Below are 22329 nucleotides of genomic sequence, written 5' to 3' on the forward strand. Positions count from 1 at the left end.
GAGAGAACAAGTTAGTGGTCGGTCGTGCGACCCAGGATAAGCAGCCCGCCTAAACTCAACACGCCCGCCGCCATCAGATACCCGCCGACCAGCCACAACCCGCGCGGCGCGAGCGCCTCCGCCACGATCGGCGCGAGCGCACCGCCGAGCACGCCGCCCAAGTTGAACGTCATCGACACCCCGGTATAGCGCACACCCGCCGGGAACAGGCTCGGCAGCCATCCGCCGAGCGGTCCGTAGGCGAACCCCATCACGAACAGCGCGCCCGACAGCCACAGCCACACCGTGAACAGCGATCCCGAGCCCAGCATCGGCCCCATCAGCGCGCCGACGCCGATGCATCCGGCAAACCCGATCGCCAGCATCCGTGCCGCGGAATGCCGGTCCGCCAGCACGCTCGCGACGATCACGCCGCCCGCCAGGAACCAGATCGCGACCAGTTCGACCGCCAGAAATGCCTCGCGAGAATAGCCGAGCGTCTTCGTCCCGTAGCCAAGCGCGAATGCGGTCGCGAGGTAGAACAGTGCGAAGCACGCAATGACGCCGAATGTGCCAGCCAGCGTAGCGCGCAGATGCTTCGTCAGCAGCGTTGCGATCGGCACCTTGGGTAGCGCCTCGGTCGCCTCCGCTTCGAGGAAGGCGGGCGTCTCGGTCAGCTTGAGGCGCACCCAGAGACCGAGCCCGACGAGGATCGCGCTCAACAGGAACGGGATCCGCCAGCCCCAGGCAATGAACTGCGCCTCGTCGAGTACCAGCCCGATGATGAGGAACAGCCCATTGGCGGCGAGAAAGCCGACAGGCGCCCCGAGCGGCGGGAACATGCCCCAGGTATTCTTGCGGTGCGGCGGCGCATTCTCGACCGCGAGCAATGCCGCCCCGCCCCATTCGCCGCCGAGGCCTAACCCCTGCCCCAGCCGCATCAAACAGAGCAGCGCTGGTGCGATCCAGCCGACCTGCGCATAGGTCGGCAGGAAGGCGATACCGACGGTCGATCCGCCCATTAGCAACAGCGATGCGACAAGCGTGGATTTCCGGCCAACACGGTCACCGAAATGCCCGAACACGATCGCGCCGACCGGGCGAGCGACGAACGCGAGCCCGAACGTGGCATAGCTCAGTAGCAACTGCGCGGAGTCGGATTGGCCCGAGAAAAACAGCGGCCCGAATACGAGCGCGGCGGCGGTGGCGTAGATGTAGAAGTCGTAGAACTCGACCGCAGTGCCGACCAGGCTGGCGGCGAGGATGCGGCGGTTGGAGGCGAGTGTCGTCATCCTGACGGCATCGCCTCCGGGGCGGTTCCGGTCAACCGATTGCGGCTTACGATCCTCCCCTGCCAGGGGGGTGGCGCGAAGCGACGGAGGGGGAGGACACGGAACGTAGGTTCTCCATTCCTCCTCCTCCGTCTGGCTAGTGCCAGCCACCTCCCCCTTGCAGGGGAGGATCAGACGGGCAAGACGATCCTTGCGACGAGGCCCGGCGCGTTGTCGGCGAGTTCGAAGTGACCGTCGTGGAGCCGCGCGACCGCTTCGATCAGCGCCATGCCGAGGCCGGCGCCGGGCGTGGACCGTGCGCTATCGAGGCGGCCGAACCGCTTCAGCGCCTGCGCACGGTCGGCGGCGGCGATGCCGGGGCCGCGGTCCTCGACCTGGATCGCCACGCCGTCGGTGCGGTGGACGATGCGCAGCGTGACCTCGCCGCCCCCGGCACCGTGGCGGAGCGCGTTGTCGATCAGGTTGGTGATCGCCTGACTGATCAACTCGCGGTGCAGCTTCATCGGCGGCGGGCGGTCGTCGATCGCGATCGTGAAGACGAGGCCGGCGTCTTCCGCGACCGGGGCGTAGAGTTCGCCGATCTCTTCGAGCAAGTTCGCCGGCGATACCTCGATGAAGCGATCGCGCGAGACCGAGCCCGAGCGGCTGATCTCGATCACCATCGTCAGCATCCGCATGACGAGATCGGTCTCGACCAGCAGCCCGCCCAGCGCCGCCTCGCGCGCATCCGGATCGGCGATCAGCACCGCCTGCTCGGTCTTGGTGCGCAGGCGCGCCAAGGGCGAACGGAGGTCGTGCGCGAGGCTGTCGGTGACGATCTCGCAATTCGGCCATCACGCCTTCGAGCTTGCCGAGCATGACGTTCAGCCGCGCGGCCAGACGATCGAACGCGTCGCCACCGCCGGCGACCATGTCGACGCGACGCGAGAGGTCGCCCTCGCCCGCCGCTTCGATCGCCTTGGCGATGCCGTCGAGGCGGCGACCGACATAGCGCGTGAGAACGAGGCCCCCGACCACGCCAAGCGCGAGCGAAAGGAACACGGCAACCGCGAGCGCGCGTTCGATCGCACGCTCCTCTGCGGCGATCAGGTCGAGATTGCGCCCTGTGAGTAGCCAATAATCGCCCAGCGGGTGAAGCGCATAGCCCGACTCACGCGCCGACCAGAGTTCGTCGGCGCCGAGCCGCGCGATCCGGAAATGCGTGGTTTTGAGCGGTACAGCGAGCCGGTCTGGCGCGATCCCCACCAGCGCCCGTCCCTCCGGGTCGATCACCGCGAGGACGAGCGAAACGTCGCCGGGAACAACCGCACCATCGATCGCCTGGCGGACCGCGGGAAGCCCACCGCTACGCCAGACTGCACGCAACGCTTCGGATTGCTCGGTAGTCTCGCGACGAATCGCATCGATCGCATCGGCGCTGGTGGTCTTCCAGACGAAGCCGACAAGGGCCAGATTGGACACCAGCGCCAGCGCGATCGAGAGCAACGCAATCCGGGCTGTTACCGAAAGGCGAATCACTCCTCCGGGTCAGTTTTCAACGGCGAGCCGGTAGCCTGCGCCGCGCACCGTGTGCAGGATCGGCGTCGGGAAGCCGTCCTCTAGCTTGCGACGGAGGCGGCCGATATGGACGTCGACGACGTTCGAACCTGGGTCGAAATGATAGTTCCAGATCTTCTCGAGCATCATCGTCCGCGTCACGACCTGGCCGGCGTGGCGCGCGAGAAATTCGAGCAGATTGAATTCGCGCGCACCAAGCGGGATCGAGCGGCCTGCGCGCGACACGGCGCGAGCGAGCAGGTCGATCTCCAGGTCGCCGACGGAGAGCTTGGTCTTCTGCGGCTCGGTTGCGGCGCGGTCGGAGCGGCGGAGCATGGCCTCGATCCGGGCGGAGAGCTCGGCGAAGGAGAACGGCTTGCAGAGGTAATCGTCGGCACCGGCCTTGAGACCATCGACGCGGTCATCGACCGCAGCGAGCGCGGACAGGATCAGGACGGGCGTGGCGATGCCGGCGGCACGAATAGCGCTGACCATCGACAGGCCGTCGAGGCCGGGCAGCATGCGGTCGGCGATGATCAGGTCGAAGATGCCCTCGCTGGCGAGGAACAGGCCGTCGCGGCCGTCGGCGCAGGCTTCGATTGCATGCCCGGCTTCGGCTAAACCCTTGGCAAGATACGCGGATGTCGACGCATCGTCCTCGACGATCAAAATCTTGCGGCTCAACGCGCTATCACCTTCCCTGCCACCGAAATCGGTCACTATCTCCTGCCCTCATAAACGGAAAGGCCGGCGGAAAGAAGTCTTCCCACCGGCCCCCACGGTACCCCCGGGAGTGACGGGCACCGATCTCTGGAAACGCGTGCGACCGTTGCTGGCCACGGGTTGGTTCTAGGATCGAGTGGGGATCAGGGCGATGACCGACGGGTGACAATTGCGTCATGTTGATCGGGGCGCGGGCGACGGTAAGAGCAACGCGAATACGAATACGAATACGAAGGTGGTACCGCCGCGCGTTGTGGGATCAAGCTAGCAAAGCACCCCCGCGATACGTCCCGGCCCTCGCCGTCATCCCGGCGAACGCCGGGACCCATGGTTGCGGAGTTGGTGGTGGTTGCAAGCTAACGCATGATCCGCCGTACCGTGGGTCCCGGCGTTCGCCGGGATGACGGAGTGGGGGAGAGAAACAGAAAAGCGTAAGAGAGGGAGACGTAAGATCATCGCGCCCGATGCCGTGTTCCCCCGCGGAGGCGGGGCCCAGTCTGGGCCCCCGCCTCCGCGGGGAACACGCTTACTTACGCCTACTTCTTGTCGAGGATCGAGGCGATCGCCGCGCCGACATGTGCGATGTCGGCCATGCCGTCGACGCGGTGGACCAGGCCTCGTGCGTCGTAGATCGGCAGGATCGGTGCCGTCTTCGCGCGGTATTCGGCCATGCGGTTGTGAACCGTTTCCGCGTTGTCGTCGGGACGACGCTTGAACTCCGTCGAGCCGCAGACGTCACAGACGCCGGCAACGACCGGCTTCTTGTAACGATCGTGATAGCCCGTGCCGCACTTGGCGCAGGTGTAGCGGCCGACGACGCGGTCGATCAATGCGGCTTCATCGACGCCCAGTTCGATGACGTAGTCGAGCGTACGGCCACGATCGGCCAGCAGACCGTCGAGCGCTTCCGCCTGTGCCGCAGTGCGGGGATAGCCGTCGAAGATGACGCCGTTCGCGGTGTCCGGCTGGTCGAGCCGCTCGCCGATGATGCCCGACACGATCTCGTCAGACACGAGACCGCCCGATTCCATGACGGACTTCGCCTGGAGGCCGACCGGCGTTCCGGCGGCGACCGCTGCGCGCAGCATGTCACCGGTCGAAAGCTGCACCATGCCGCGCTCGTTGACGAGCGTGGCGGCTTGGGTGCCCTTGCCCGCGCCGGGCGGTCCAAGAAGGATGATATTCACGAAACGCACTCCCCTCGTTCGTGCAGGATTTTTACCGCGTTAGACCGGCAGCTTAACGAAGTCGATTGCCCTTGAGCTTCGCCTTCTTGATCAGGTCGCCATACTGGTGCGCCAGCAGGTGCGACTGGATCTGCGTCACCGTGTCCATCGTCACGTTGACGACGATCAGCAGGCTGGTGCCACCCAGGTAAAACGGGATCTGCAACGCGGTCACCAGATATTCTGGCAACAGGCAGATGATCGTCAGATACGCCGCACCGATCACGGTGATGCGCGTCAGCACATAATCGAAGTAATTCTCGGTGTTCTTGCCCGGACGGATGCCAGGAATGAACCCGCCATTGCGCTTCAGATTGTCGGCGGTTTCCTCGGGGTTGAAGACGACCGCGGTGTAGAAGAACGAGAAGAAGATGATGCCGGCTCCGTAGAGCAGCATGTACACGGGCGAACCGTGCTGCAGATACTGGTTGAGGGTGATGATGAAGTCACCCCACTTCGACTCACCTGCAACGCGCTGACCGGCGAACTGCGAGATCGTCAGCGGCATCAGCAGCAGCGACGACGCGAAGATCGGCGGGATCACACCGGCGGTGTTGATCTTCAGCGGCAGATGGCTGCGATCGGCTTGCATGCCGCGCTGCGTCTGGCGCTTTGGATACTGGATCAGGATGCGGCGCTGCGCGCGCTCCATGAAGCAGATGAAGAGGATCAGCACGACCACCGCGACGACGATGCCGATCAGCTTGATCGGATCGAGCGAGCCCGAGCGGCCGCCTTCGAGCAGGTTGACCAGCGTGACGGGCAGATGCGCGACGATGCCGGCCATGATGATCAGCGAAACGCCGTTGCCGATCCCGCGGCTGGTGATCTGCTCGCCAAGCCACATCAGGAACATCGTACCGCCGATCAGCGAGATGACCGCGGCGACGCGGAACATCATGCCGGGCTCGATGACCGCCTGGATACCTTGTGCCGCGCCGAGCGTCTCAAGGCCGACGGCGATGAAATAGCCCTGCACTGCGGTCAGGCCGACGGTGCCGTAGCGCGTATACTGGTTGAGCCGCTTGCGACCCGATTCGCCGTCCTTCTTGATGGCCGCGAGCGTCGGCGACAGCGAGGTCGCGAGCTGCACCACGATCGAGGCGGTGATGTAGGGCATCACACCGAGCGCGATCAGCGACATACGGCTGAGCGAGCCACCCGAGAAGGTGTTGAAGAAATCGAGCACGCCGCCCTGCGTCTGCTGCGAGAGCAGGCCAAGCGCGGTCGGGTCGACACCCGGCAGCGGGACATAGCTGAGCAGGCGGAAAATGATCAGCGCACCGATCGTGAACCACAACCGCTTCTTGAGGTCGGTCGCCTTCGCGAATTTCGAAAGGCTGATGCTTTGCGCCATCTGGTCGGCTGCGGATGCCATGCGTGTGATCGTCCTGGAAACAAAGAAGGCGGGATGCGTTGTGACCGCCCCCGCCGCTCATATAGGCGCACGGGCGCGCTTGTCTAATGGCTAAGGCTACTTCCGGTCGTCCCATGACCCGTTCGTCCTGAGCGAAGTCGAAGGACATTGCCCCGAGTGACGTACCCTTCGACTTCGCTCAGGGCGAACGGAGGAAGGGAAATCGCTGAACGGCGGCAGGTCAGAAGTGGGAGACGGGAAGACGCCAGGTCAGGCAAATAAAAGGGGGCCAGCGCTTTCGCACCCGCCCCCTTCAGTTCAGCTTAAGCCTTGAACGAAGCCTTGTGCGCCGCACGCTCCTTGTACTTCACGCCCTTCTTGGCGGCAGCCTTCTCGGCTGCGGGGACGAAGTGGATCACCTCGACCTTGCCGCCGATCTTCTCGACCGCTTCGATCGCGCCCTTCGAGGCGCCGTCGACGGTGAACGAGAGGACCGTGGTCAGCTCGCCCTTGGCGAGGAGGCGGACGCCGTCCTTGCCGCCGCGTGCCAGGCCAGCGGCCTTCAGCGCGTCGTGGTCGAGCGTGGCGTTAGCCTCGATCTTGCCGGCGTCGACCGCGAGCTGGATCGCGCCGAGGTTGACCTCTGCGAAGTCCTTGCGGAAGATGTTGTTGAAGCCGCGCTTAGGCAGACGCATGTGCAGTGGCATCTGGCCGCCTTCGAAACCGGCGATGGACACGCCCTCGCGGCTCTTCTGGCCCTTCTGGCCGCGGCCTGCGGTCTTGCCCTTGCCCGAGCCGATGCCGCGTCCGACGCGCATCTTGGACTTACGGGCACCTTCGTTATCGCGGAGTTCGTTGAGCTTCATGGTAATGCACTCGCTTTCGCTTGTTACGCGCTGGTTTGAAATCGCCGGGTTCGAATCCGGAAATGAGGAAGGGGGCCGTTAGCCCCCTTCCCGGTATTTGTCACTAGGTAGCGTGAAGGCTCAGCCTTCGACGGACACCATGTGCTGCACCTTGCGGATCATGCCGCGGACCTCTGGGCTGTCTTCCAGCTCGCGGGTCTTGTGCATCTTGTTGAGACCGAGACCGATCAGCGTTGCGCGCTGATCCTTCTCGCGGCGGATCGGCGAACCGGTCTGCGTGATCTTGATGGTTGCCATGATCGCTTACTCCGTGATCGCAGCTGCATCGGCCTCGGCGGTCTTCGAACCACCATGGCCGAGCAGGTCGGCGATCTTCTTGCCGCGACGCTGTGCGACGGCCTTGGGCGAGGTCTGCTCGCCAAGGGCCTCGAACGTGGCGCGGATCATGTTGTAGGGGTTCGACGTGCCGACCGACTTGGTCACAACGTCCGCAACGCCCAGCGATTCGAAGACTGCGCGCATCGGGCCACCGGCGATGATGCCCGTACCCTGAGGCGCCGACCGCAGCGTGACCTTGCCGGCACCGAAGTGACCGTTGCCGTCATGATGCAGCGTGCGACCGTCCTTCAACGGAACGCGAACCATCTTCTTCTTGGCAGCAGCCGTCGCCTTCGAGATGGCTTCCGGCACTTCGCGTGCCTTGCCATGACCGAAGCCTGCACGACCCTTGCCGTCGCCGACGACGACGAGTGCTGCGAAGCCGAAGCGCTTACCGCCCTTGACCGTCTTCGAGACGCGGTTGATGTGCACCAGCTTCTCGATCAGCTCTTCGCCGCCATCGTCCGCACCGGGACGACCGCCACGATTGTCGCGACCGCGACCGCCGTCGCGACCACCGCGGTTGCCGCCTGGGCCCCCGCTGCGGTTGCCACCGGGGCCACCACGACCACCGCCGCCGCCGCCACCGGGACCGCCGCGACCGCGACCGCCACCGTTGTTGCCCTGGTAGCCAGTGCTCTGCGGAACGTTCTGAGCCGTGACGTCCTGTGCGGTCGTCTCGGGAGCGATTACTGCCGGCGTGTTGTTTTCGTCAGCCATGTCTTAGAACTCCAATCCGGCTTCGCGCGCGGCATCGGCAAGAGCCTTCACGCGACCGTGGTAGAGGAAGCCGCCGCGATCGAACACGACCTGGGTCACGCCCGCTGCCTTGGCAGCCTCGGCGACGCGCTTGCCGACCGAAGTCGCCGCGTCGATGTTGGCGCCGGACGTGCCGCGCACGTCCTTCTCCAGCGTCGAGGCCGATGCGACCGTCGTGCCGGCGGCATCGTCGATCACCTGGGCATAGATGTGCTTGCCCGAGCGATGCACCGACAACCGCGGACGGGTGCCTGCACGTGCGCGGAGCGCGGTACGGTTGCGGCGACGCCGCTTGGCGAAAAGAGAAAGTCCCTTGGTCATTACTTCTTCTTCCCTTCCTTGCGGAAGATGAACTCGCCGTCGTACTTGATACCCTTGCCCTTGTAAGGCTCGGGCTTGCGCCACTGACGAATTTCCGCGGCCAGCTGACCGACCATCTGCTTGTCCGAACCCGAGATCTCGATCGTCGTGTTGTCGGGAGTCTTGACTTCGATCCCCTCCGGCACGTCGATGTTGACGTCATGGCTGTAGCCGAGCTGCAGCTTGAGGTTGCGGCCCTGCGCGGCGGCACGATAGCCGACGCCGGTGATCAGCAGCTTCTTGGTGAAGCCTTCCGACACGCCGGTGACCAGGTTCTGCACCATGGTCCGCTGCATGCCCCAGAACGCGCGCGCGCGCTTGGTGTCGTTGGCCGGCTGCACCGAAATGCCGCCGTCTTCGATCGTGTAGCTGATCTCGTCGCGAAGCGGCATCTTGAGGGTACCCTTGGGGCCCTTCATGGTCAGCTGCTTGTTCTCGATGGTCGGCGTGATGCCCGCCGGTACGGTGACCGGCTTCTTACCAATGCGGCTCATCAGAACACCTCCGCGAGGACTTCGCCGCCGACGTTCTGCTCGCGTGCTTCGGAATCCGACAGCACGCCGCGGGGCGTCGAGACGATGGTGATGCCGAGGCCGTTACGGACGCGCGGGAGTTCCTGCGAGCCGGAATAGACGCGACGGCCGGGCTTCGAGACGCGTGCGACATGCTTGATCGCAGGCTGGCCCTCGAAATACTTCAGTTCGATGCGAAGGCCGGCCGCGGGGCCCATCTGCTCTTCGCTGTAGCCACGGATATAGCCTTCGCGCTGCAGAACGTCGAGCACGCGGACGCGCAGCTTCGACGCCGGCGTGAGGACGGAGTCCTTCTTCGCGCGCTGGCCATTACGGATACGGGTGAGCAAATCACCCAGGGGATCGGTCACTGCCATGATTTAGTCCTTACCAGCTCGACTTCGTGACGCCGGGGATGAGGCCCTTGTTGGCCAGATCGCGCAGCTGAATACGGCAGAGCCGGAACTTGCGGTAATAGGCGCGCGGGCGACCGGTCAGCTCGCACCGGTTACGGATGCGGGTCGGGTTCGCGTTGCGCGGCAGTGCCGCCATCTTGAGGCGAGCGATCAGACGCTCACCGTCGTCGAGCGTCTTGTCCGCTGCGATTGCCTTCAGTGCCGCGTACTTCGGGGCATACTGCTTGACCATGCGCTTGCGGCGCTCGTTCTTGTTGACTGAACTCAGTTTCGCCATCGACTTAAGTTCTTTCTTTGCTAGCTCCCCTCCCGCTTGCGGGAGGGGTTGGGGAGGGAAGGACCAACGCCCGTTAGGCGCGAGGCCCCTCTCTGACCCCTCCCGCAAGCGGGAGGGGGACTTAGATTAAGCTGCCTTCTTCTCGTCGGCAGCGTCGTCTTCGATCGGGAACGGGAAACCGAACAGACGGAGAAGCTCGCGAGCCTCGTCGTCGGTCTTTGCGGTCGTCGTCACGATCACATCCATGCCGCGGATCTTGTCGACCCGGTCATAGCTGATTTCTGGGAAAACGATCTGCTCCTTGATACCGCAGGCATAGTTGCCACGGCCATCGAAGCTCTTCGGGTTGAGACCGCGAAAATCGCGGACGCGGGGAAGAGCGATCGTGATGAAACGGTCGAGGAACTCGTACATGCGCTCGCGGCGAAGGGTGACCTTCACGCCGATCGGCATACCTTCACGCAGCTTGAACTGCGCGATCGACTTCTTTGCCTTCGTCACGACAGGCTTCTGGCCGGCGATCAGCTCCATTTCGGAAGCAGCCTGGTCGACCTTCTTCTTGTCCTGCGTGGCTTCGCCGACGCCCATGTTCAGCACGATCTTGTCGAGCCGCGGGATCTCCATGACGTTCTTGTAACCGAACTTCTCGGTCATCGCCTTGATGATCGTCTCGTCGTACAGCTTGCGCATGCGCGCGACGTAGACGGCCTCGGTGCCGGCCTGCTCGCCAGTGTTCTGATCAACCATTGATCTTCTCCCCGGTCTTGACGGCGACGCGGACCTTCTTGCCGTCCTGCTCCTCGAAGCGGACGCGGGTCGGCTTGCCGTCGGCGGTCACGTGCGCGACCTTCGAAACGTGCATCGGTGCTTCCTTGCGGATCAGGCCACCCTGCGGGTCACCCTGAGTCGGCTTGGTGTGGCGCACGGCGATGTTGACGCCCGATACGACGACCTTGTCGGTCTTCGGCATGGAGACGGTGACTTCACCGGTCTTGCCCTTGTCCTTGCCGGACAGGACGATGACCTTGTCACCCTTCTTGATACGCTGCGACGCCATTACAGCACCTCCGGCGCGAGGCTGATGATCTTCATGTGCTTCTTGCCGCGCAGCTCGCGAACGACTGGGCCGAAGATACGGGTGCCGATCGGCTCCTCGTTCTTGTTGACCAGCACCGCGGCATTGCCGTCGAAGCGGATGACCGTACCGTCTGCACGGCGGATATCCTTGGCGGTACGCACGATCACCGCGCGGTGAACGTCGCCCTTCTTCACACGGCCACGTGGCTGCGCTTCCTTGATGCTGACGACGATGATGTCGCCAACGCCTGCAACACGACGCTTGGAACCCCCAAGCACCTTGATGCACTGCACCCGCTTCGCGCCGCTGTTGTCAGCGACGTCGAGATTGGACTGCATCTGGATCATGGATCCGTATCCCTTCTCTGTCTCTGGGGTCGATACCGACCGAACCCCGCCTAAAAAATCACCCCGCCACGGACGAACCGCAACGGGGAGGAGCGGCCGCTTAGCCGTTCCGTCGATGGAACACAAGGTTCCAATGTAAACCGCCATCCCAGCGAAAGCTGGGATCCAGAGTTATGAAGCGTTACGCTCCTGGCTCTGGATCCTGACTTTCGTCAGGATGACGGGAACCGGTTCGAGCAGATCGCCCCTCACCACGAGATCCCGGCTTTCGCTGGGATGACGGGGCTTGGAGCGTACCAGTTCAGCCCTCGGCCGAAGCCCGCTCCGGCGTCGCGTGGGTGTTGACCCGCTCGATCACCTTCCAGGTCTTCAGCTTGGAAATCGGTGCGGTCTCTTCGATCCGCACGGTCTCGCCCTGCTTGAACTCGTTGCTCTCGTCATGAGCATGATACTTCTTCGAGCGACGGATGATCTTCCCGTAGAGCGGGTGCTTCACCTTACGCTCGACGTTCACGACCACCGTCTTGTCGCCCTTGTCGGACACGACCAGACCGGTCAGCACGCGCTTCGGCATGATACGTTCCTTACTTCGCGGCTTCAGCGCTGGTGCGCTGAGCCTGCAGGGTCTTGATGCGAGCGATGTCGCGGCGGACCTCACGAACGCGGCTCGGCTTTTCGAGCTGGTTCGTGGCGGCCTGGAAGCGCAGGTTGAACTGCTCGCGCTTTAGTTCGCCGAGCGACTCCGACAGCTGGTCGTCGCTCTTGGTTTTCATGTCGTCGATACGAGCCATGATCTTACTCGCCTCCCAGATGCGAGGTGTCGCCCAGGCGGGCAACGACCTTTACCTTGATCGGCAGCTTCATGGCCGCCCGCTCGAACGCCTCGGCGGCGATCTTGCCGTCGACGCCGTCGAGCTCGAACAGGATCCGACCCGGCTTGACGCGAGCGGCCCAGTATTCCGGCGCGCCCTTGCCCTTACCCATGCGGACTTCGGCTGGCTTTCCCGAGACCGGAAGGTCTGGGAAGATGCGGATCCACAAACGCCCCTGGCGCTTCATGTGACGCGTGATCGCGCGGCGGGCCGCCTCGATCTGGCGTGCGGTGATCCGGTCGGGTTCCATCGCCTTGAGGCCGTAGGAGCCGAAATTGAGCGAGAAGCCACTCTTGGCGTCGCCCGAAATCTTGCCCTTGAAGGCCTTCCGGAACTTGGTCTTTTTGGTTGCAGCATGTCTGTTCCTGCCCCTTAGCGACGATCGTCGCGCTGCGGCCGCACACCGGAGGTCTGAGCCTCCATCATGATGCGGTCGTACGACGTCGGATCGTTGCCGAGAATCTCGCCCTTGAAGACCCAGACCTTCACGCCGCAAACGCCGTAAGACGTGTGCGCCGTAGCCTCGGCATAATCGATGTTCGCGCGCAGCGTGTGCAACGGAACCCGACCCTCACGATAGCTCTCCGACCGTGCGATCTCGGCGCCGCCAAGACGGCCACCGCAGTTCACCCGGATGCCTTCGGCACCGAGACGCATCGCCGACTGGACCGCACGCTTCATGGCGCGACGGAAGGCGATACGACGCTCGAGCTGATCGGCGATGCCCTGCGCGACGAGACGCGCATCGACTTCCGGCTTGCGGATCTCGACGATGTTCAGCGACACGGTCGACGACGTCATCTTGCCGATCGTCGAACGCAGCTTCTCGATGTCCGCACCCTTCTTGCCGATGATCACGCCGGGGCGTGCAGCGAAGATGGAGATGCGGGCCAGCTTGGCCGGACGCTCGATGACCACCTTGGAGATCGCGGCCTGCGGCAGCGTCTTCATGATGAATGCGCGGATCTTGAGATCCTCGAGCAGGAGCCGACCATAGTCGGCGCCTTCGGCGTACCAGCGGCTATCCCAGGTACGGTTGATCTGCAGACGCAGACCGATGGGGTTGCTCTTCTGACCCATTATGCTTCTTCCTGCTCGCGCACGACGATGCGCAGACGGCTGAATGGCTTGAGAATGCGGGTCGACTTGCCGCGGCCGCGGGTAGCGAAGCGCTTCATCGTGATCGACTTGCCGACCGAAGCCTCGGCGACGACGAGCGCGTCGACGTCGAGGTTATGGTTGTTCTCGGCGTTGGCGATGGCCGAGGCCAGCACCTTGCGCGCTTCGATCGCCATGCCCTTGGTCGAGAAGGCGAGGATGTTCATCGCATCGCCGACCTTCTTGCCACGGATCAGCGCAGCCACGAGGCCGAGCTTCTGCGCGGAACCACGGATCTGCGTACCGACCGAAAGCGCCTCGTTGTCCGCGACCTTGCGCGGGCTGACTTGCTTAGACATCAGCGCTTGCCCTTCTTGTCGGCGGAGTGGCCGGGGAAGTAGCGCGTGGGCGCGAACTCACCGAGCTTCATGCCGACCATGTCTTCGTTGACCGAGACGGGCACGAACTTGCGGCCGTTATAGACGTTGAACGTGAGACCCACGAACGACGGCAGGATCGTCGAGCGACGCGACCAGGTCTTGATCGGCGAACGCGCGTTGGTGTCCTGGGCGGTTTCTGCCTTCTTGAGCAGATGAAGGTCCACGAAGGGGCCCTTCCAGACTGAACGAGCCATGTTAGCCCTTCCTCTTCGTCGAATGACGCGACCGGATGATCATCTTGTCGGTCGACTTGTTATGACGCGTGCGCGCACCCTTCGTCGGCTTGCCCCAAGGCGTAACCGGATGACGACCACCCGAGGTACGGCCTTCACCACCGCCGTGCGGATGGTCGACCGGGTTCTTGGCGACGCCGCGCGTCAGAGGACGGATACCCATCCAGCGCGAACGGCCTGCCTTGCCCAGGTTCTGGTTCTGGTTGTCGGGGTTCGAGACCGCGCCAACCGTCGCCATGCAATCGCTGCGGATGTAGCGCTGCTCGCCCGAGTTCAGGCGGACCATCACCATGCCCTTGTCGCGACCGACGACCTGCACGTACGTGCCGGCCGAACGGGCGATCTGGCCACCCTTCATCGGCTTCATCTCCACGTTGTGGACGATGGTGCCGACCGGCATCTGACCGAGTTCCATGGCATTGCCTGGCTTCACGTCGGTCTTCTTGGCCGCGAGGACCTTGTCGCCGACGGCCAGACGCTGCGGCGCCAGGATGTAGGCGAGTTCCTCGTCCGGGTACTTGACCAGGGCGATGAACGCGGTGCGGTTGGGATCATACTCGATCCGCTCGACGGTGCCTTCGACGTCCCACTTGCGACGCTTGAAGTCGATGTAGCGGTACTTCTGCTTGTGACCGCCGGCGATGCCGCGCGAGGTCACATGGCCCTTGTTGTTACGACCGCCGGTCTTGTGCTTACCTTCGGTCAGCGCCTTGACGGGGCGGCCCTTCCAGAGCGACGACTTGTCGACCAGGATGAGACCGCGGCGTGCCGGCGATGTCGGATTATAATGCTTGAGTGCCATGGCCTCAGATCCCCGTCGTCACGTCGATGGACTGACCGTCCTTCAACGTCACGATTGCCTTTTTCATGTCGGAGCGCGAGTAGTTCGTGCCCTTCCACTTCTTGGTCTTGCCCTTCTGGACGAGCGTGTTCACGCCGACGACGTTCACGTCGAACAGCGCCTCAACGGCCGCCTTGATCTCGGGCTTCGTGGCATCGTTCGATACCTTGAACACAACCGCGTTGAACTCCGACAGGGTCGTCGTCTTCTCGGTGATGTGCGGGGCTAGAATAACGTCGTAATGACGATTATCGATGCCCGCCTTCTGCTTCTTAGCCATGGAAGCGCGCCTCCAGCTTTTCGACAGCGGCGCGCGTCAGCACCAGCGTGTCATGCTTCAGGATGTCGTAAACGTTCGCGCCGGCAGCCGGCATCACGTTCACTTCGTACAGGTTGCCCGCAGCGAATGCGAAGCTGGTGTCGACCATGTCGCCGTCGATGACGAGCGCACGCTTGCCGAAGCCGAGCTTTGCGAGATCGCCCTGCAGCGTCTTGGTCTTGCCACCCTCGACAGCCAGGCTGTCCATGATGACCAGCGAACCCGCCTTGGCGTGGCTGCTGAGAGCCATGCGCAGGCCGAGCGAGCGAACCTTCTTGTTCAGCGACGGATTGAAGTCACGGACGCGTGCGCCGTGTGCCTTACCACCACCGATGAACACAGGTGCGCGACGATCGCCGTGACGAGCCGTACCGCCGCCCTTCTGGCGACCGAACTTCTTGCCGGTGCGAGCGACGTCTGCGCGCTCACGGGTGCCACGAGCCGTCTCGCGACGCTTCTCGAGCTGCCAGGTGACGACGCGGTGCAGGATGTCGGCGCGCGGATCGAGGCCGAAGACCTCGTCGTTGAGCTCGATGTCCGCTGCGTCAGTGCCGGCGAAAGATGAAACCTTGATCTTCACGCTCAGCCCTCCTGGCCGTCGGCTGCAGGTGCGTCGGTCGTTTCGGCCGGCGTGTCTGCTGCGGTGTTGCTGTTTGCGGTCTTGAGACCGGCGGGGAACGGTGCGTCGGCGTGGCGCGCGACCTTCACCGAGTCCTTGACGAAGAGCCAGCCGCCCTTTGAGCCAGGAACCGAACCCTTGACGAACAGGAGACCACGCTCGACGTCCGTCGATACGATCTCGAGGTTCTGCTGGGTGCGGTACTTGTCGCCCATGTGGCCGGCCATCTTCTTGTTCTTGAAGACCTTGCCCGGATCCTGGCGCTGACCGGTCGAACCAAGCGAACGGTGCGAGACCGACACGCCGTGGGTTGCCCGCAGACCGCCGAAGCCCCAACGCTTCATGCCACCCTGGAAGCCCTTACCCTGGGTCTTGCCCTGGATATCGACGATCTGGCCTGCGACGTAATGGTCAGCCGAGATCTCGGCACCGACGTCGAGCAGGCCGTCTGCGTTCACGCGGAACTCATGGACGACAGCCTTGGGCTCCACTTCGGCCTTGCCGAAATGGCCGCGCTGCGGCTTTGCGACATTCTTCGACTTGGCGACACCTGCACCAAGCTGGACGGCAGTGTAGCCGTCACGATCCATTTCGCGAACGGAAACGACCTGATTGCCTTCGAGTGCCAGAACGGTGACCGGCACGTGCCGACCATCTTCCTGGAACAGGCGGGTCATCCCCATCTTCTTCGCGATCACGCCAGTACGCATGATCTTGTCCCTTCCTAGACAGAGGCCCCGTCGGACTATTCCTCGGGGGCTTGCGGACCATGTCCGGAGCGAGCTCCATGATGCGTCCACCTGACCCCATCCCCGGCAAAAGCCCTGAATGGAGTCGGTTCAACCCGGTAAATACGAAACGTGCCCCCGTCCCGGGCTGGTGCTTCTGCGAATGCGGAAGCGTGACGGGGGACGCTGCCCCGTCGGTTTTCACCGACGGCGGTATCCCAATGTCGAACGGCGCGGGACCGTTACCGGTCGACCGCGCCGCGCCAGCCCTTAGGCGAGCTTGATCTCGACGTCAACGCCAGCGGCGAGGTCCAGCTTCATCAGCGCATCGACCGTCTGCGGCGTCGGCTGGACGATATCCAGCATACGCTTGTACGTGCGCACCTCGAACTGCTCGCGCGACTTCTTGTCGATGTGCGGGCCACGGTTCACGGTGAACTTTTCGATGCGCGTCGGAAGGGGAATCGGACCGCGGATGAGCGCGCCGGTGCGGCGTGCGGTGTCGGCGATGTCGCCAGTGGCCTGATCGAGCACACGGTGATCGAACGCCTTCAGACGAATGCGGATATTGCTGTCCATAGTCCCTACCGATGCGAAAGAGCGGGCCCGTTTCCGGGCTCTTGCTGGTTGATGTTTAAACCGAAGGCGGGCCATTACGGGAGAGTCGGTTGAAATGCAACCGGGGGTGCGGGTTTTCAGGACTCAGGAAGCGCACTCACGGAAATAGCTGCCCGCTCCTGCTCGATTAGATCACGCTGAGCACGCGGTCGTAATCCTGCCCGGGGCCGATGATGCGGTGGACGAACACCCGGTCGGACAACGCCGAATACAGGATGCCGTAGCCCTTCCATGACCTTCGGCGAATGCCGTGCGTTTCATAGCGCGGCACCAGTGGGAAACCGAGCGGAACGTCGGCGAGTCGCATCGCCACCTCACGCAACTCGACCACGAAAGAGACTGCGCGAGATGGATTGTCAGCGGCGATATACAGACCGATTCTATTCAGATCCGCGATCGCATGCGACGACAAAACGACTTTCATGCGCGGGACTGACGGCGTGCCCCCTTGAGCTCATCCAGCACCTCATCACACGCGACATCCAGCGCAACACCCCCGCCGGCATTCATTTCGGCCAGGCTACCCGATATCGACGAGTCCAACTCGTGGAGCCACCGCTCCTCATTCTCGACGGCAAGTTGGTCACGCGCGATCAGGTCGCGGAAATAATCGCTAGCGCTGGCGTACTGTCCGCGTTCGATCCGCTCCTGCACGTAATCGCGCATCGGATCGGGCAGCGATATGTTTATGGAAGCCATCTGCGCGTTCTCCGCAGGCGTTATGCCATGAACTGCTATCGCCGACAACGAACGCCGTTACCCACGCCCTCGCGGAAAATGCTGAACGTCGCCCGGCACCGTCACCCAATCGTGCATCGACTGTTCCCAGACAGACCGAACCGGAGCCCGAAAGGCAGGATCTGCTATTGCGCCAACCGCAACCCCGATCATCGACGGGTGTTTGCCAGCCCGCGCGTAGACAGTCGATCCGCACTCAGCGCAAAAGAACGTCTCGAAGCGATTGCCCTCGTCCGTCGCTCGCTCGAACCGCCTGCCTTCGCCGACGATCGTGAGCTGGTCTGCCGGATAGTAGGCAAGGACGACAAACGGCGATCCGGTCCGACGCTGGCATGCGATACAATGGCAAGCGACCACCGCGGGCGTAGGGCCAGGAAGCTCGACCGCGAGCCGACCGCACTGACATTCCGCCCTCATGAGCTCGTTCCCTTTTATCGAGCGTAGACTAGCCGATTGTCGGATCCTTGCAATCGCGGCAAAAACGGCGACACGCGTTGGCGTGGAAATGGCTCCCAACACGAAAAAGCCCGGCCTCTCTCGCGAGAAGCCGGGCTCTTCGATCACCTCCCGAAGGAGAAGATGCTTACTTGTCGATCTGGCTGACGACGCCTGCACCGACGGTACGGCCGCCTTCACGGATCGTGAAGCGCTGGCCCACGTCCATGGCGATCGGCGCGATCAGCTTGATGCCGAGCGACACGTTGTCGCCTGGCATGACCATCTCGGTGCCCTCAGGCAGCTCGACGGTGCCGGTCACGTCCGTCGTACGGAAGTAGAACTGCGGGCGGTAGTTGGCGAAGAACGGCGTGTGACGGCCACCCTCTTCCTTCGACAGCACGTACACTTCCGAGTTGAAGTCGGTGTGCGGCTTGATCGTGCCTGGCTTGCAGAGCACCTGGCCACGCTCGACTTCGTCGCGTGCAACGCCGCGGATCAGCGCGCCGACGTTATCGCCAGCCTGGCCCTGGTCGAGCAGCTTGCGGAACATCTCGACGCCCGTGACCGTGGTCTTGCGGACGGTCGGGTGGATGCCGACGATCTCGACTTCCTCACCAACCTTGACGATGCCGGTCTCGACGCGGCCGGTGACGACCGTGCCACGACCCGAGATCGAGAACACGTCCTCGATCGGCATCATGAACGGCTTGTCGAGCGGACGCTCTGGCTGCGGGATGTAGTCGTCGACGGCCTGCATCAGCTCGGTGACGGCGTCGGCGCCGAGCTTCTGGTTCGAACCCGACAGTGCGCAGGTAGCCGAACCCTTGATGACGGGGATGTCGTCGCCCGGGAAGTCGTACGAGCTGAGCAGCTCGCGGATCTCCATCTCGACCAGCTCGAGGATTTCCTCGTCGTCGACCAGATCGACCTTGTTCATGAACACGACCATTGCGGGCACGCCGACCTGGCGTGCGAGCAGGATGTGCTCACGGGTCTGTGGCATCGGGCCATCGGTCGCCGAAACGACGAGGATCGCGCCGTCCATCTGGGCTGCGCCGGTGATCATGTTCTTCACATAATCGGCGTGACCCGGGCAATCGACGTGCGCATAGTGACGGTTGGCCGTCTCGTACTCGACGTGTGCGGTCGAGATCGTGATGCCGCGCTCGCGCTCCTCGGGAGCCTTGTCGATGTTGGCGAAGTCGACGGCGGTACCGCCGGTCGTCTCTGCCAGAACCTTCGTGATCGCAGCGGTGAGCGACGTCTTGCCATGATCGACGTGACCGATGGTGCCGATGTTGAGATGCGGCTTGTTCCGCTCAAATTTTGCCTTGGCCATTGTTTCCTACCTTCTGATTCGTATTCCGGTGCCACCCCGGGAACCGCGCGAACGCGGCCCAATAGCGGCTGTTAAAGCGTTGCGCCAGCCCCTGCCTTGCGAAGGGGGCCGACACGGAAGTGAATTCCGTGCCGTCGGACCTCGGGCGAGCCCGAGGCCGGCCGGCCTTGCGGCGTCTTGGAGCTAGGTTGCCCTAGCTCCGTGCGCCTTCGGCTTACGCCAGCTTGGCCTTCACCTCGTCCGCAACGTTCTGCGGCACTTCGTCATAGTGCGAGAACTGCATCGAGTAGTTCGCGCGGCCCTGCGTGAACGAACGGAGCGAGTTCACGTAGCCGAACATGTTGGCCAGCGGCACCATCGCCTCGACCGTCTGTGCGTTGCCGCGGCTGTCGGTGCCCTGGATCTGGCCACGACGGCTGTTCATGTCGCCGATGACGTCGCCCAGATAATCCTCCGGGGTAACGACTTCGACCTTCATGACCGGCTCGAGCAGCGTGATGCCCGACTTCTGTGCGACTTCGCGCATCGCGCCACGTGCACAGATTTCGAACGCCAGTGCCGACGAGTCGACGTCGTGATACGCGCCGTCATACAGCACGATCTCGAAATCGATGATCGGGAAGCCGACCAGCGAACCCGAAGCGGCGGTTTCGCGGAAGCCCTTCTCGATCGCAGGCAGATATTCCTTCGGAATGTTGCCGCCCTTGATCTCGTCCTTGAACGTGATGCCCGAACCGCGCTCGCCCGGCGTGACCTTGACTTTCACGCGACCGAACTGGCCGGTACCACCCGACTGCTTCTTATGCGTGTAGTCGACGTCGACCGGCTTCTTCAGATACTCGCGGTATGCGACCTGAGGAGCGCCGACATTCGCCTCGACCTTGAACTCACGCTTCATGCGATCGACCAGGATCTCGAGATGGAGCTCGCCCATGCCCTTGATGATGGTCTGACCCGACTCGGGGTCCGACGAAACGCGGAACGAAGGATCTTCCCGTGCGAGACGATTGAGCGCGACACCCATCTTCTCCTGGTCGGCCTTGGTCTTAGGCTCCACCGACAGCTCGATCACGGGCTCGGGGAATTCCATCCGCTCGAGAATGATCGGTGCGTTCATCGCGCAGAGCGTGTCACCGGTCGTGGTATCCTTGAGACCCGCGAGAGCGACGATGTCGCCAGCGAAAGCCTCCTGGATGTCCTCACGGCTGTTCGCATGCATAAGCAGCATGCGACCGACCTTTTCCTTCTTGTCCTTGACCGAGTTGGTGACCTGCGATGCGGTCTCCAGCTTACCCGAATAGATGCGGGCGAAGGTCAGCGTACCGACGAACGGATCGTTCATGATCTTGAACGCCAGTGCCGAGAACGGAACGTCGTCCGACGAAGGACGCTCGTCCGGCGTCACGCCGTCGAGCTTCAGACCCTGGATCGCGGGAACGTCGAGCGGCGAAGGCAGATAGTCGACCACAGCGTCGAGCAAAGGCTGAACGCCCTTGTTCTTGAACGCCGAACCGCAAACGACGGGGACGAACGCCATGCTCAGCGTACCCTTGCGGATCAGCTTCTTGAGGTCGGCGACGCTCGGCTCGTTGCCTTCGAGGTAGGCCTCCATGAGGGCATCGTCCTGCTCGACGGCCATCTCGATCAGCTCGCTGCGATACTTCGCGGCCTTCTCGACCAGATCCGCAGGGATCTCGGCATATTCGAACTTCGCGCCCAGGCTCTCTTCGAGCCAGATGATCGCGCGGTTCTCGACGAGATCGACGAGGCCCTTGAAGCCGCCTTCCATGCCGATCGGAAGATACAGCACAGCCGGACGCGCACCGAGACGCTCGATGATCGAGTTCACGCAGAAGTAGAAATCGGCACCGGTGCGGTCGAGCTTGTTGACGAAGCACATGCGCGGCACGCCGTACTTGTCGGCCTGACGCCACACGGTCTCGGACTGCGGCTCGACGCCGGCAACGCCGTCGAAGCATGCAACCGCACCATCGAGCACGCGGAGCGAACGCTCGACTTCGATCGTGAAGTCGACGTGGCCGGGCGTATCGATGATGTTGATAAGGTGCTCTTCGCCCTTACCTTCTTCGGCGCGCCACTTGCAGGTGGTCGCAGCCGACGTGATCGTGATCCCGCGCTCCTGCTCCTGCTCCATCCAATCCATCGTCGCGGTGCCTTCGTGCACTTCGCCGATCTTGTAGGACTTGCCGGTGTAATAGAGGATGCGCTCGGTCGTCGTCGTCTTACCGGCGTCGATGTGCGCCATGATGCCGATGTTGCGGTAACGGTCGAGCGGATGGCTGCGGGCCATGATCGTGCTTCCTTAAGGATATGGGGAGCCGAACGTGCCGGCTCCCCAATATATAGGTGTTTGCATGACAGGCGAAAGACCGCCCGTCACACGGATAGCAATGCTAGGCTTCAAAGCCCGCTGTTACCAGCGGCACGAAGCCCGCTGTTACCAGCGGTAGTGCGAGAATGCACGGTTGGCTTCGGCCATCCGGTGCGTATCTTCACGCTTCTTAACCGCGTTGCCACGGTTGTTGGCGGCATCCATCAGCTCACCCGACAGCCGTGCGGCCATCGTGTTCTCGCTGCGCGAACGCGCCGCACCGATCAGCCAGCGAATCGCCAGCGCCTGTGCACGCTCGGGACGAACCTCGACCGGCACCTGGTACGTTGCACCACCGACGCGACGCGAACGGACTTCGATGCCCGGCTTCACGTTGTTCAGCGCATCGTGGAAAACGCCGATCGGATCGCGCTTTGCGCGGCTCTCGACGGTTTCGAATGCACCGTACACGATCAGCTCTGCGACGGACTTCTTGCCGTCCAGCATGACGCTGTTCATGAACTTCGACAGAACCTCATCCCCGAACTTGGGATCAGGCAGGATGACCCGCTTTTCGGGACGACGACGACGTGCCATTTTGTATTCCT

General features: G+C 63.3%; 33 protein-coding genes. 1 reads left to right on the forward strand and 32 read right to left on the reverse strand.

Features of this window, described 5'->3' with window-relative positions:
* Nucleotides 1-11 precede the first annotated feature (11 nt).
* Together QP164_RS09790 and QP164_RS09795 are read right to left on the reverse strand one after the other, a co-directional pair.
* Nucleotides 12-1421, reverse strand: coding sequence for an MFS transporter (locus QP164_RS09790; RefSeq protein WP_333923019.1), 1410 nt, complete (start codon nucleotides 1419-1421; stop codon nucleotides 12-14).
* A 20-nt stretch (nucleotides 1422-1441) separates the two neighbouring features.
* Nucleotides 1442-2050 carry a sensor histidine kinase gene (locus tag QP164_RS09795; RefSeq protein ID WP_333923020.1) on the reverse strand — a complete coding sequence of 203 codons (609 nt, stop codon included), beginning with the start codon at nucleotides 2048-2050 and terminating at the stop codon, nucleotides 1442-1444.
* Between the two features lie 31 nt (nucleotides 2051-2081).
* On the opposite strand from QP164_RS09795, the gene QP164_RS09800 reads away from it, so the two are divergent.
* On the forward strand, nucleotides 2082-2384 hold the full coding sequence (locus tag QP164_RS09800; RefSeq protein WP_333923021.1) for a hypothetical protein: 303 nt from the start codon (nucleotides 2082-2084) through the stop codon (nucleotides 2382-2384).
* 414 nt (nucleotides 2385-2798) lie between these two features.
* On the opposite strand, the gene QP164_RS09805 is transcribed toward QP164_RS09800, so the two are convergent.
* From QP164_RS09805 to rpsG, 30 genes are all read right to left on the reverse strand, one after another.
* Nucleotides 2799-3491 (reverse strand): winged helix-turn-helix domain-containing protein, encoded by a 693-nt coding sequence (locus tag QP164_RS09805; RefSeq protein WP_132741525.1) that lies wholly within the window; start codon nucleotides 3489-3491, stop codon nucleotides 2799-2801.
* A gap of 575 nt (nucleotides 3492-4066) precedes the next feature.
* A complete protein-coding gene (locus QP164_RS09810; protein WP_333923022.1) occupies nucleotides 4067-4717 on the reverse strand; it encodes an adenylate kinase in 651 nt (216 codons plus the stop codon).
* Between the two features lie 52 nt (nucleotides 4718-4769).
* Nucleotides 4770-6134 (reverse strand): preprotein translocase subunit SecY, encoded by a 1365-nt coding sequence (gene secY / locus QP164_RS09815; protein WP_055872627.1) that lies wholly within the window; start codon nucleotides 6132-6134, stop codon nucleotides 4770-4772.
* Nucleotides 6135-6436: 302 nt separating this feature from the next.
* Nucleotides 6437-6979, reverse strand: a complete 543-nt coding sequence (rplO, locus tag QP164_RS09820; protein WP_056047631.1) for a 50S ribosomal protein L15 — start codon at nucleotides 6977-6979, stop codon at nucleotides 6437-6439.
* 120 nt (nucleotides 6980-7099) lie between these two features.
* Nucleotides 7100-7276 carry a 50S ribosomal protein L30 gene (rpmD, locus tag QP164_RS09825; protein WP_055872633.1) on the reverse strand — a complete coding sequence of 59 codons (177 nt, stop codon included), beginning with the start codon at nucleotides 7274-7276 and terminating at the stop codon, nucleotides 7100-7102.
* Nucleotides 7277-7282: 6 nt separating this feature from the next.
* Nucleotides 7283-8077: a 30S ribosomal protein S5 gene (gene rpsE / locus QP164_RS09830; RefSeq protein WP_060524133.1), complete on the reverse strand. Its 795-nt coding sequence runs from the start codon at nucleotides 8075-8077 to the stop codon at nucleotides 7283-7285.
* A gap of 3 nt (nucleotides 8078-8080) precedes the next feature.
* Entirely contained in the window at nucleotides 8081-8437 is a 357-nt protein-coding gene (gene rplR, locus QP164_RS09835; RefSeq protein WP_031393749.1) for a 50S ribosomal protein L18, read from the reverse strand.
* The gene (rplF, locus tag QP164_RS09840; protein ID WP_056047628.1) at nucleotides 8437-8970 is read right to left on the reverse strand and encodes a 50S ribosomal protein L6; all 534 of its coding nucleotides are present in this window, start codon (nucleotides 8968-8970) and stop codon (nucleotides 8437-8439) included. The genes rplR and rplF overlap by 1 nt, the downstream gene beginning before the upstream one ends.
* Nucleotides 8970-9365, reverse strand: a complete 396-nt coding sequence (rpsH, locus tag QP164_RS09845; RefSeq protein WP_031393751.1) for a 30S ribosomal protein S8 — start codon at nucleotides 9363-9365, stop codon at nucleotides 8970-8972. The genes rplF and rpsH overlap by 1 nt, the downstream gene beginning before the upstream one ends.
* A gap of 10 nt (nucleotides 9366-9375) precedes the next feature.
* Nucleotides 9376-9681 carry a 30S ribosomal protein S14 gene (gene rpsN / locus QP164_RS09850; protein ID WP_056015537.1) on the reverse strand — a complete coding sequence of 102 codons (306 nt, stop codon included), beginning with the start codon at nucleotides 9679-9681 and terminating at the stop codon, nucleotides 9376-9378.
* Nucleotides 9682-9807: 126 nt separating this feature from the next.
* Nucleotides 9808-10428 (reverse strand): 50S ribosomal protein L5, encoded by a 621-nt coding sequence (gene rplE / locus QP164_RS09855; RefSeq protein WP_333923023.1) that lies wholly within the window; start codon nucleotides 10426-10428, stop codon nucleotides 9808-9810.
* Nucleotides 10421-10738 carry a 50S ribosomal protein L24 gene (gene rplX / locus QP164_RS09860; protein WP_056047623.1) on the reverse strand — a complete coding sequence of 106 codons (318 nt, stop codon included), beginning with the start codon at nucleotides 10736-10738 and terminating at the stop codon, nucleotides 10421-10423. Before rplX ends, rplE begins: the two co-directional genes overlap by 8 nt.
* Nucleotides 10738-11106, reverse strand: coding sequence for a 50S ribosomal protein L14 (gene rplN, locus QP164_RS09865; protein WP_031393755.1), 369 nt, complete (start codon nucleotides 11104-11106; stop codon nucleotides 10738-10740). Before rplN ends, rplX begins: the two co-directional genes overlap by 1 nt.
* 301 nt (nucleotides 11107-11407) lie before the next feature.
* Complete coding sequence (gene rpsQ, locus QP164_RS09870) at nucleotides 11408-11680, reverse strand: 30S ribosomal protein S17 (RefSeq protein WP_031393756.1); 273 nt, start codon at nucleotides 11678-11680, stop codon at nucleotides 11408-11410.
* Between the two features lie 10 nt (nucleotides 11681-11690).
* Nucleotides 11691-11897, reverse strand: a complete 207-nt coding sequence (gene rpmC, locus QP164_RS09875) for a 50S ribosomal protein L29 (protein ID WP_055872644.1) — start codon at nucleotides 11895-11897, stop codon at nucleotides 11691-11693.
* 4 nt (nucleotides 11898-11901) lie between these two features.
* On the reverse strand, nucleotides 11902-12288 hold the full coding sequence (gene rplP / locus QP164_RS09880; protein WP_416365596.1) for a 50S ribosomal protein L16: 387 nt from the start codon (nucleotides 12286-12288) through the stop codon (nucleotides 11902-11904).
* A 62-nt stretch (nucleotides 12289-12350) separates the two neighbouring features.
* Nucleotides 12351-13058: a 30S ribosomal protein S3 gene (gene rpsC / locus QP164_RS09885; RefSeq protein ID WP_055872646.1), complete on the reverse strand. Its 708-nt coding sequence runs from the start codon at nucleotides 13056-13058 to the stop codon at nucleotides 12351-12353.
* Nucleotides 13058-13435, reverse strand: a complete 378-nt coding sequence (gene rplV, locus QP164_RS09890; RefSeq protein ID WP_056047621.1) for a 50S ribosomal protein L22 — start codon at nucleotides 13433-13435, stop codon at nucleotides 13058-13060. Before rplV ends, rpsC begins: the two co-directional genes overlap by 1 nt.
* A complete protein-coding gene (rpsS, locus tag QP164_RS09895) occupies nucleotides 13435-13710 on the reverse strand; it encodes a 30S ribosomal protein S19 (RefSeq protein ID WP_031393761.1) in 276 nt (91 codons plus the stop codon). Before rpsS ends, rplV begins: the two co-directional genes overlap by 1 nt.
* Before the next feature lies 1 nt (nucleotide 13711).
* Nucleotides 13712-14551: a 50S ribosomal protein L2 gene (gene rplB / locus QP164_RS09900; protein ID WP_055872649.1), complete on the reverse strand. Its 840-nt coding sequence runs from the start codon at nucleotides 14549-14551 to the stop codon at nucleotides 13712-13714.
* Nucleotides 14552-14555: 4 nt separating this feature from the next.
* Nucleotides 14556-14870: a 50S ribosomal protein L23 gene (locus QP164_RS09905; RefSeq protein WP_056047618.1), complete on the reverse strand. Its 315-nt coding sequence runs from the start codon at nucleotides 14868-14870 to the stop codon at nucleotides 14556-14558.
* Nucleotides 14863-15489 (reverse strand): 50S ribosomal protein L4, encoded by a 627-nt coding sequence (gene rplD, locus QP164_RS09910; RefSeq protein ID WP_056047616.1) that lies wholly within the window; start codon nucleotides 15487-15489, stop codon nucleotides 14863-14865. Before rplD ends, QP164_RS09905 begins: the two co-directional genes overlap by 8 nt.
* A 2-nt stretch (nucleotides 15490-15491) precedes the next feature.
* Nucleotides 15492-16238: a 50S ribosomal protein L3 gene (gene rplC, locus QP164_RS09915; protein ID WP_056060507.1), complete on the reverse strand. Its 747-nt coding sequence runs from the start codon at nucleotides 16236-16238 to the stop codon at nucleotides 15492-15494.
* 288 nt (nucleotides 16239-16526) lie between these two features.
* Nucleotides 16527-16835: a 30S ribosomal protein S10 gene (rpsJ, locus tag QP164_RS09920; protein ID WP_007406109.1), complete on the reverse strand. Its 309-nt coding sequence runs from the start codon at nucleotides 16833-16835 to the stop codon at nucleotides 16527-16529.
* 166 nt (nucleotides 16836-17001) lie between these two features.
* On the reverse strand, nucleotides 17002-17298 hold the full coding sequence (locus tag QP164_RS09925; RefSeq protein WP_333923024.1) for a type II toxin-antitoxin system RelE/ParE family toxin: 297 nt from the start codon (nucleotides 17296-17298) through the stop codon (nucleotides 17002-17004).
* On the reverse strand, nucleotides 17295-17621 hold the full coding sequence (locus QP164_RS09930) for a ribbon-helix-helix domain-containing protein (RefSeq protein WP_333923025.1): 327 nt from the start codon (nucleotides 17619-17621) through the stop codon (nucleotides 17295-17297). Before QP164_RS09930 ends, QP164_RS09925 begins: the two co-directional genes overlap by 4 nt.
* 9 nt (nucleotides 17622-17630) lie before the next feature.
* Nucleotides 17631-18029, reverse strand: a complete 399-nt coding sequence (locus QP164_RS19860) for a GFA family protein (RefSeq protein ID WP_443027431.1) — start codon at nucleotides 18027-18029, stop codon at nucleotides 17631-17633.
* Nucleotides 18030-18195: 166 nt separating this feature from the next.
* A complete protein-coding gene (gene tuf / locus QP164_RS09935) occupies nucleotides 18196-19389 on the reverse strand; it encodes an elongation factor Tu (protein ID WP_031393767.1) in 1194 nt (397 codons plus the stop codon).
* A 214-nt stretch (nucleotides 19390-19603) separates the two neighbouring features.
* On the reverse strand, nucleotides 19604-21700 hold the full coding sequence (fusA, locus tag QP164_RS09940; protein WP_333923026.1) for an elongation factor G: 2097 nt from the start codon (nucleotides 21698-21700) through the stop codon (nucleotides 19604-19606).
* A gap of 147 nt (nucleotides 21701-21847) precedes the next feature.
* A complete protein-coding gene (gene rpsG / locus QP164_RS09945; protein WP_031393769.1) occupies nucleotides 21848-22318 on the reverse strand; it encodes a 30S ribosomal protein S7 in 471 nt (156 codons plus the stop codon).
* Between the last annotated feature and the right edge of the window lie 11 nt (nucleotides 22319-22329).

The sequence above is a fragment of the Sphingomonas sp. LR59 genome (assembly GCF_036855945.1).
Classification (GTDB): domain Bacteria; phylum Pseudomonadota; class Alphaproteobacteria; order Sphingomonadales; family Sphingomonadaceae; genus Sphingomonas.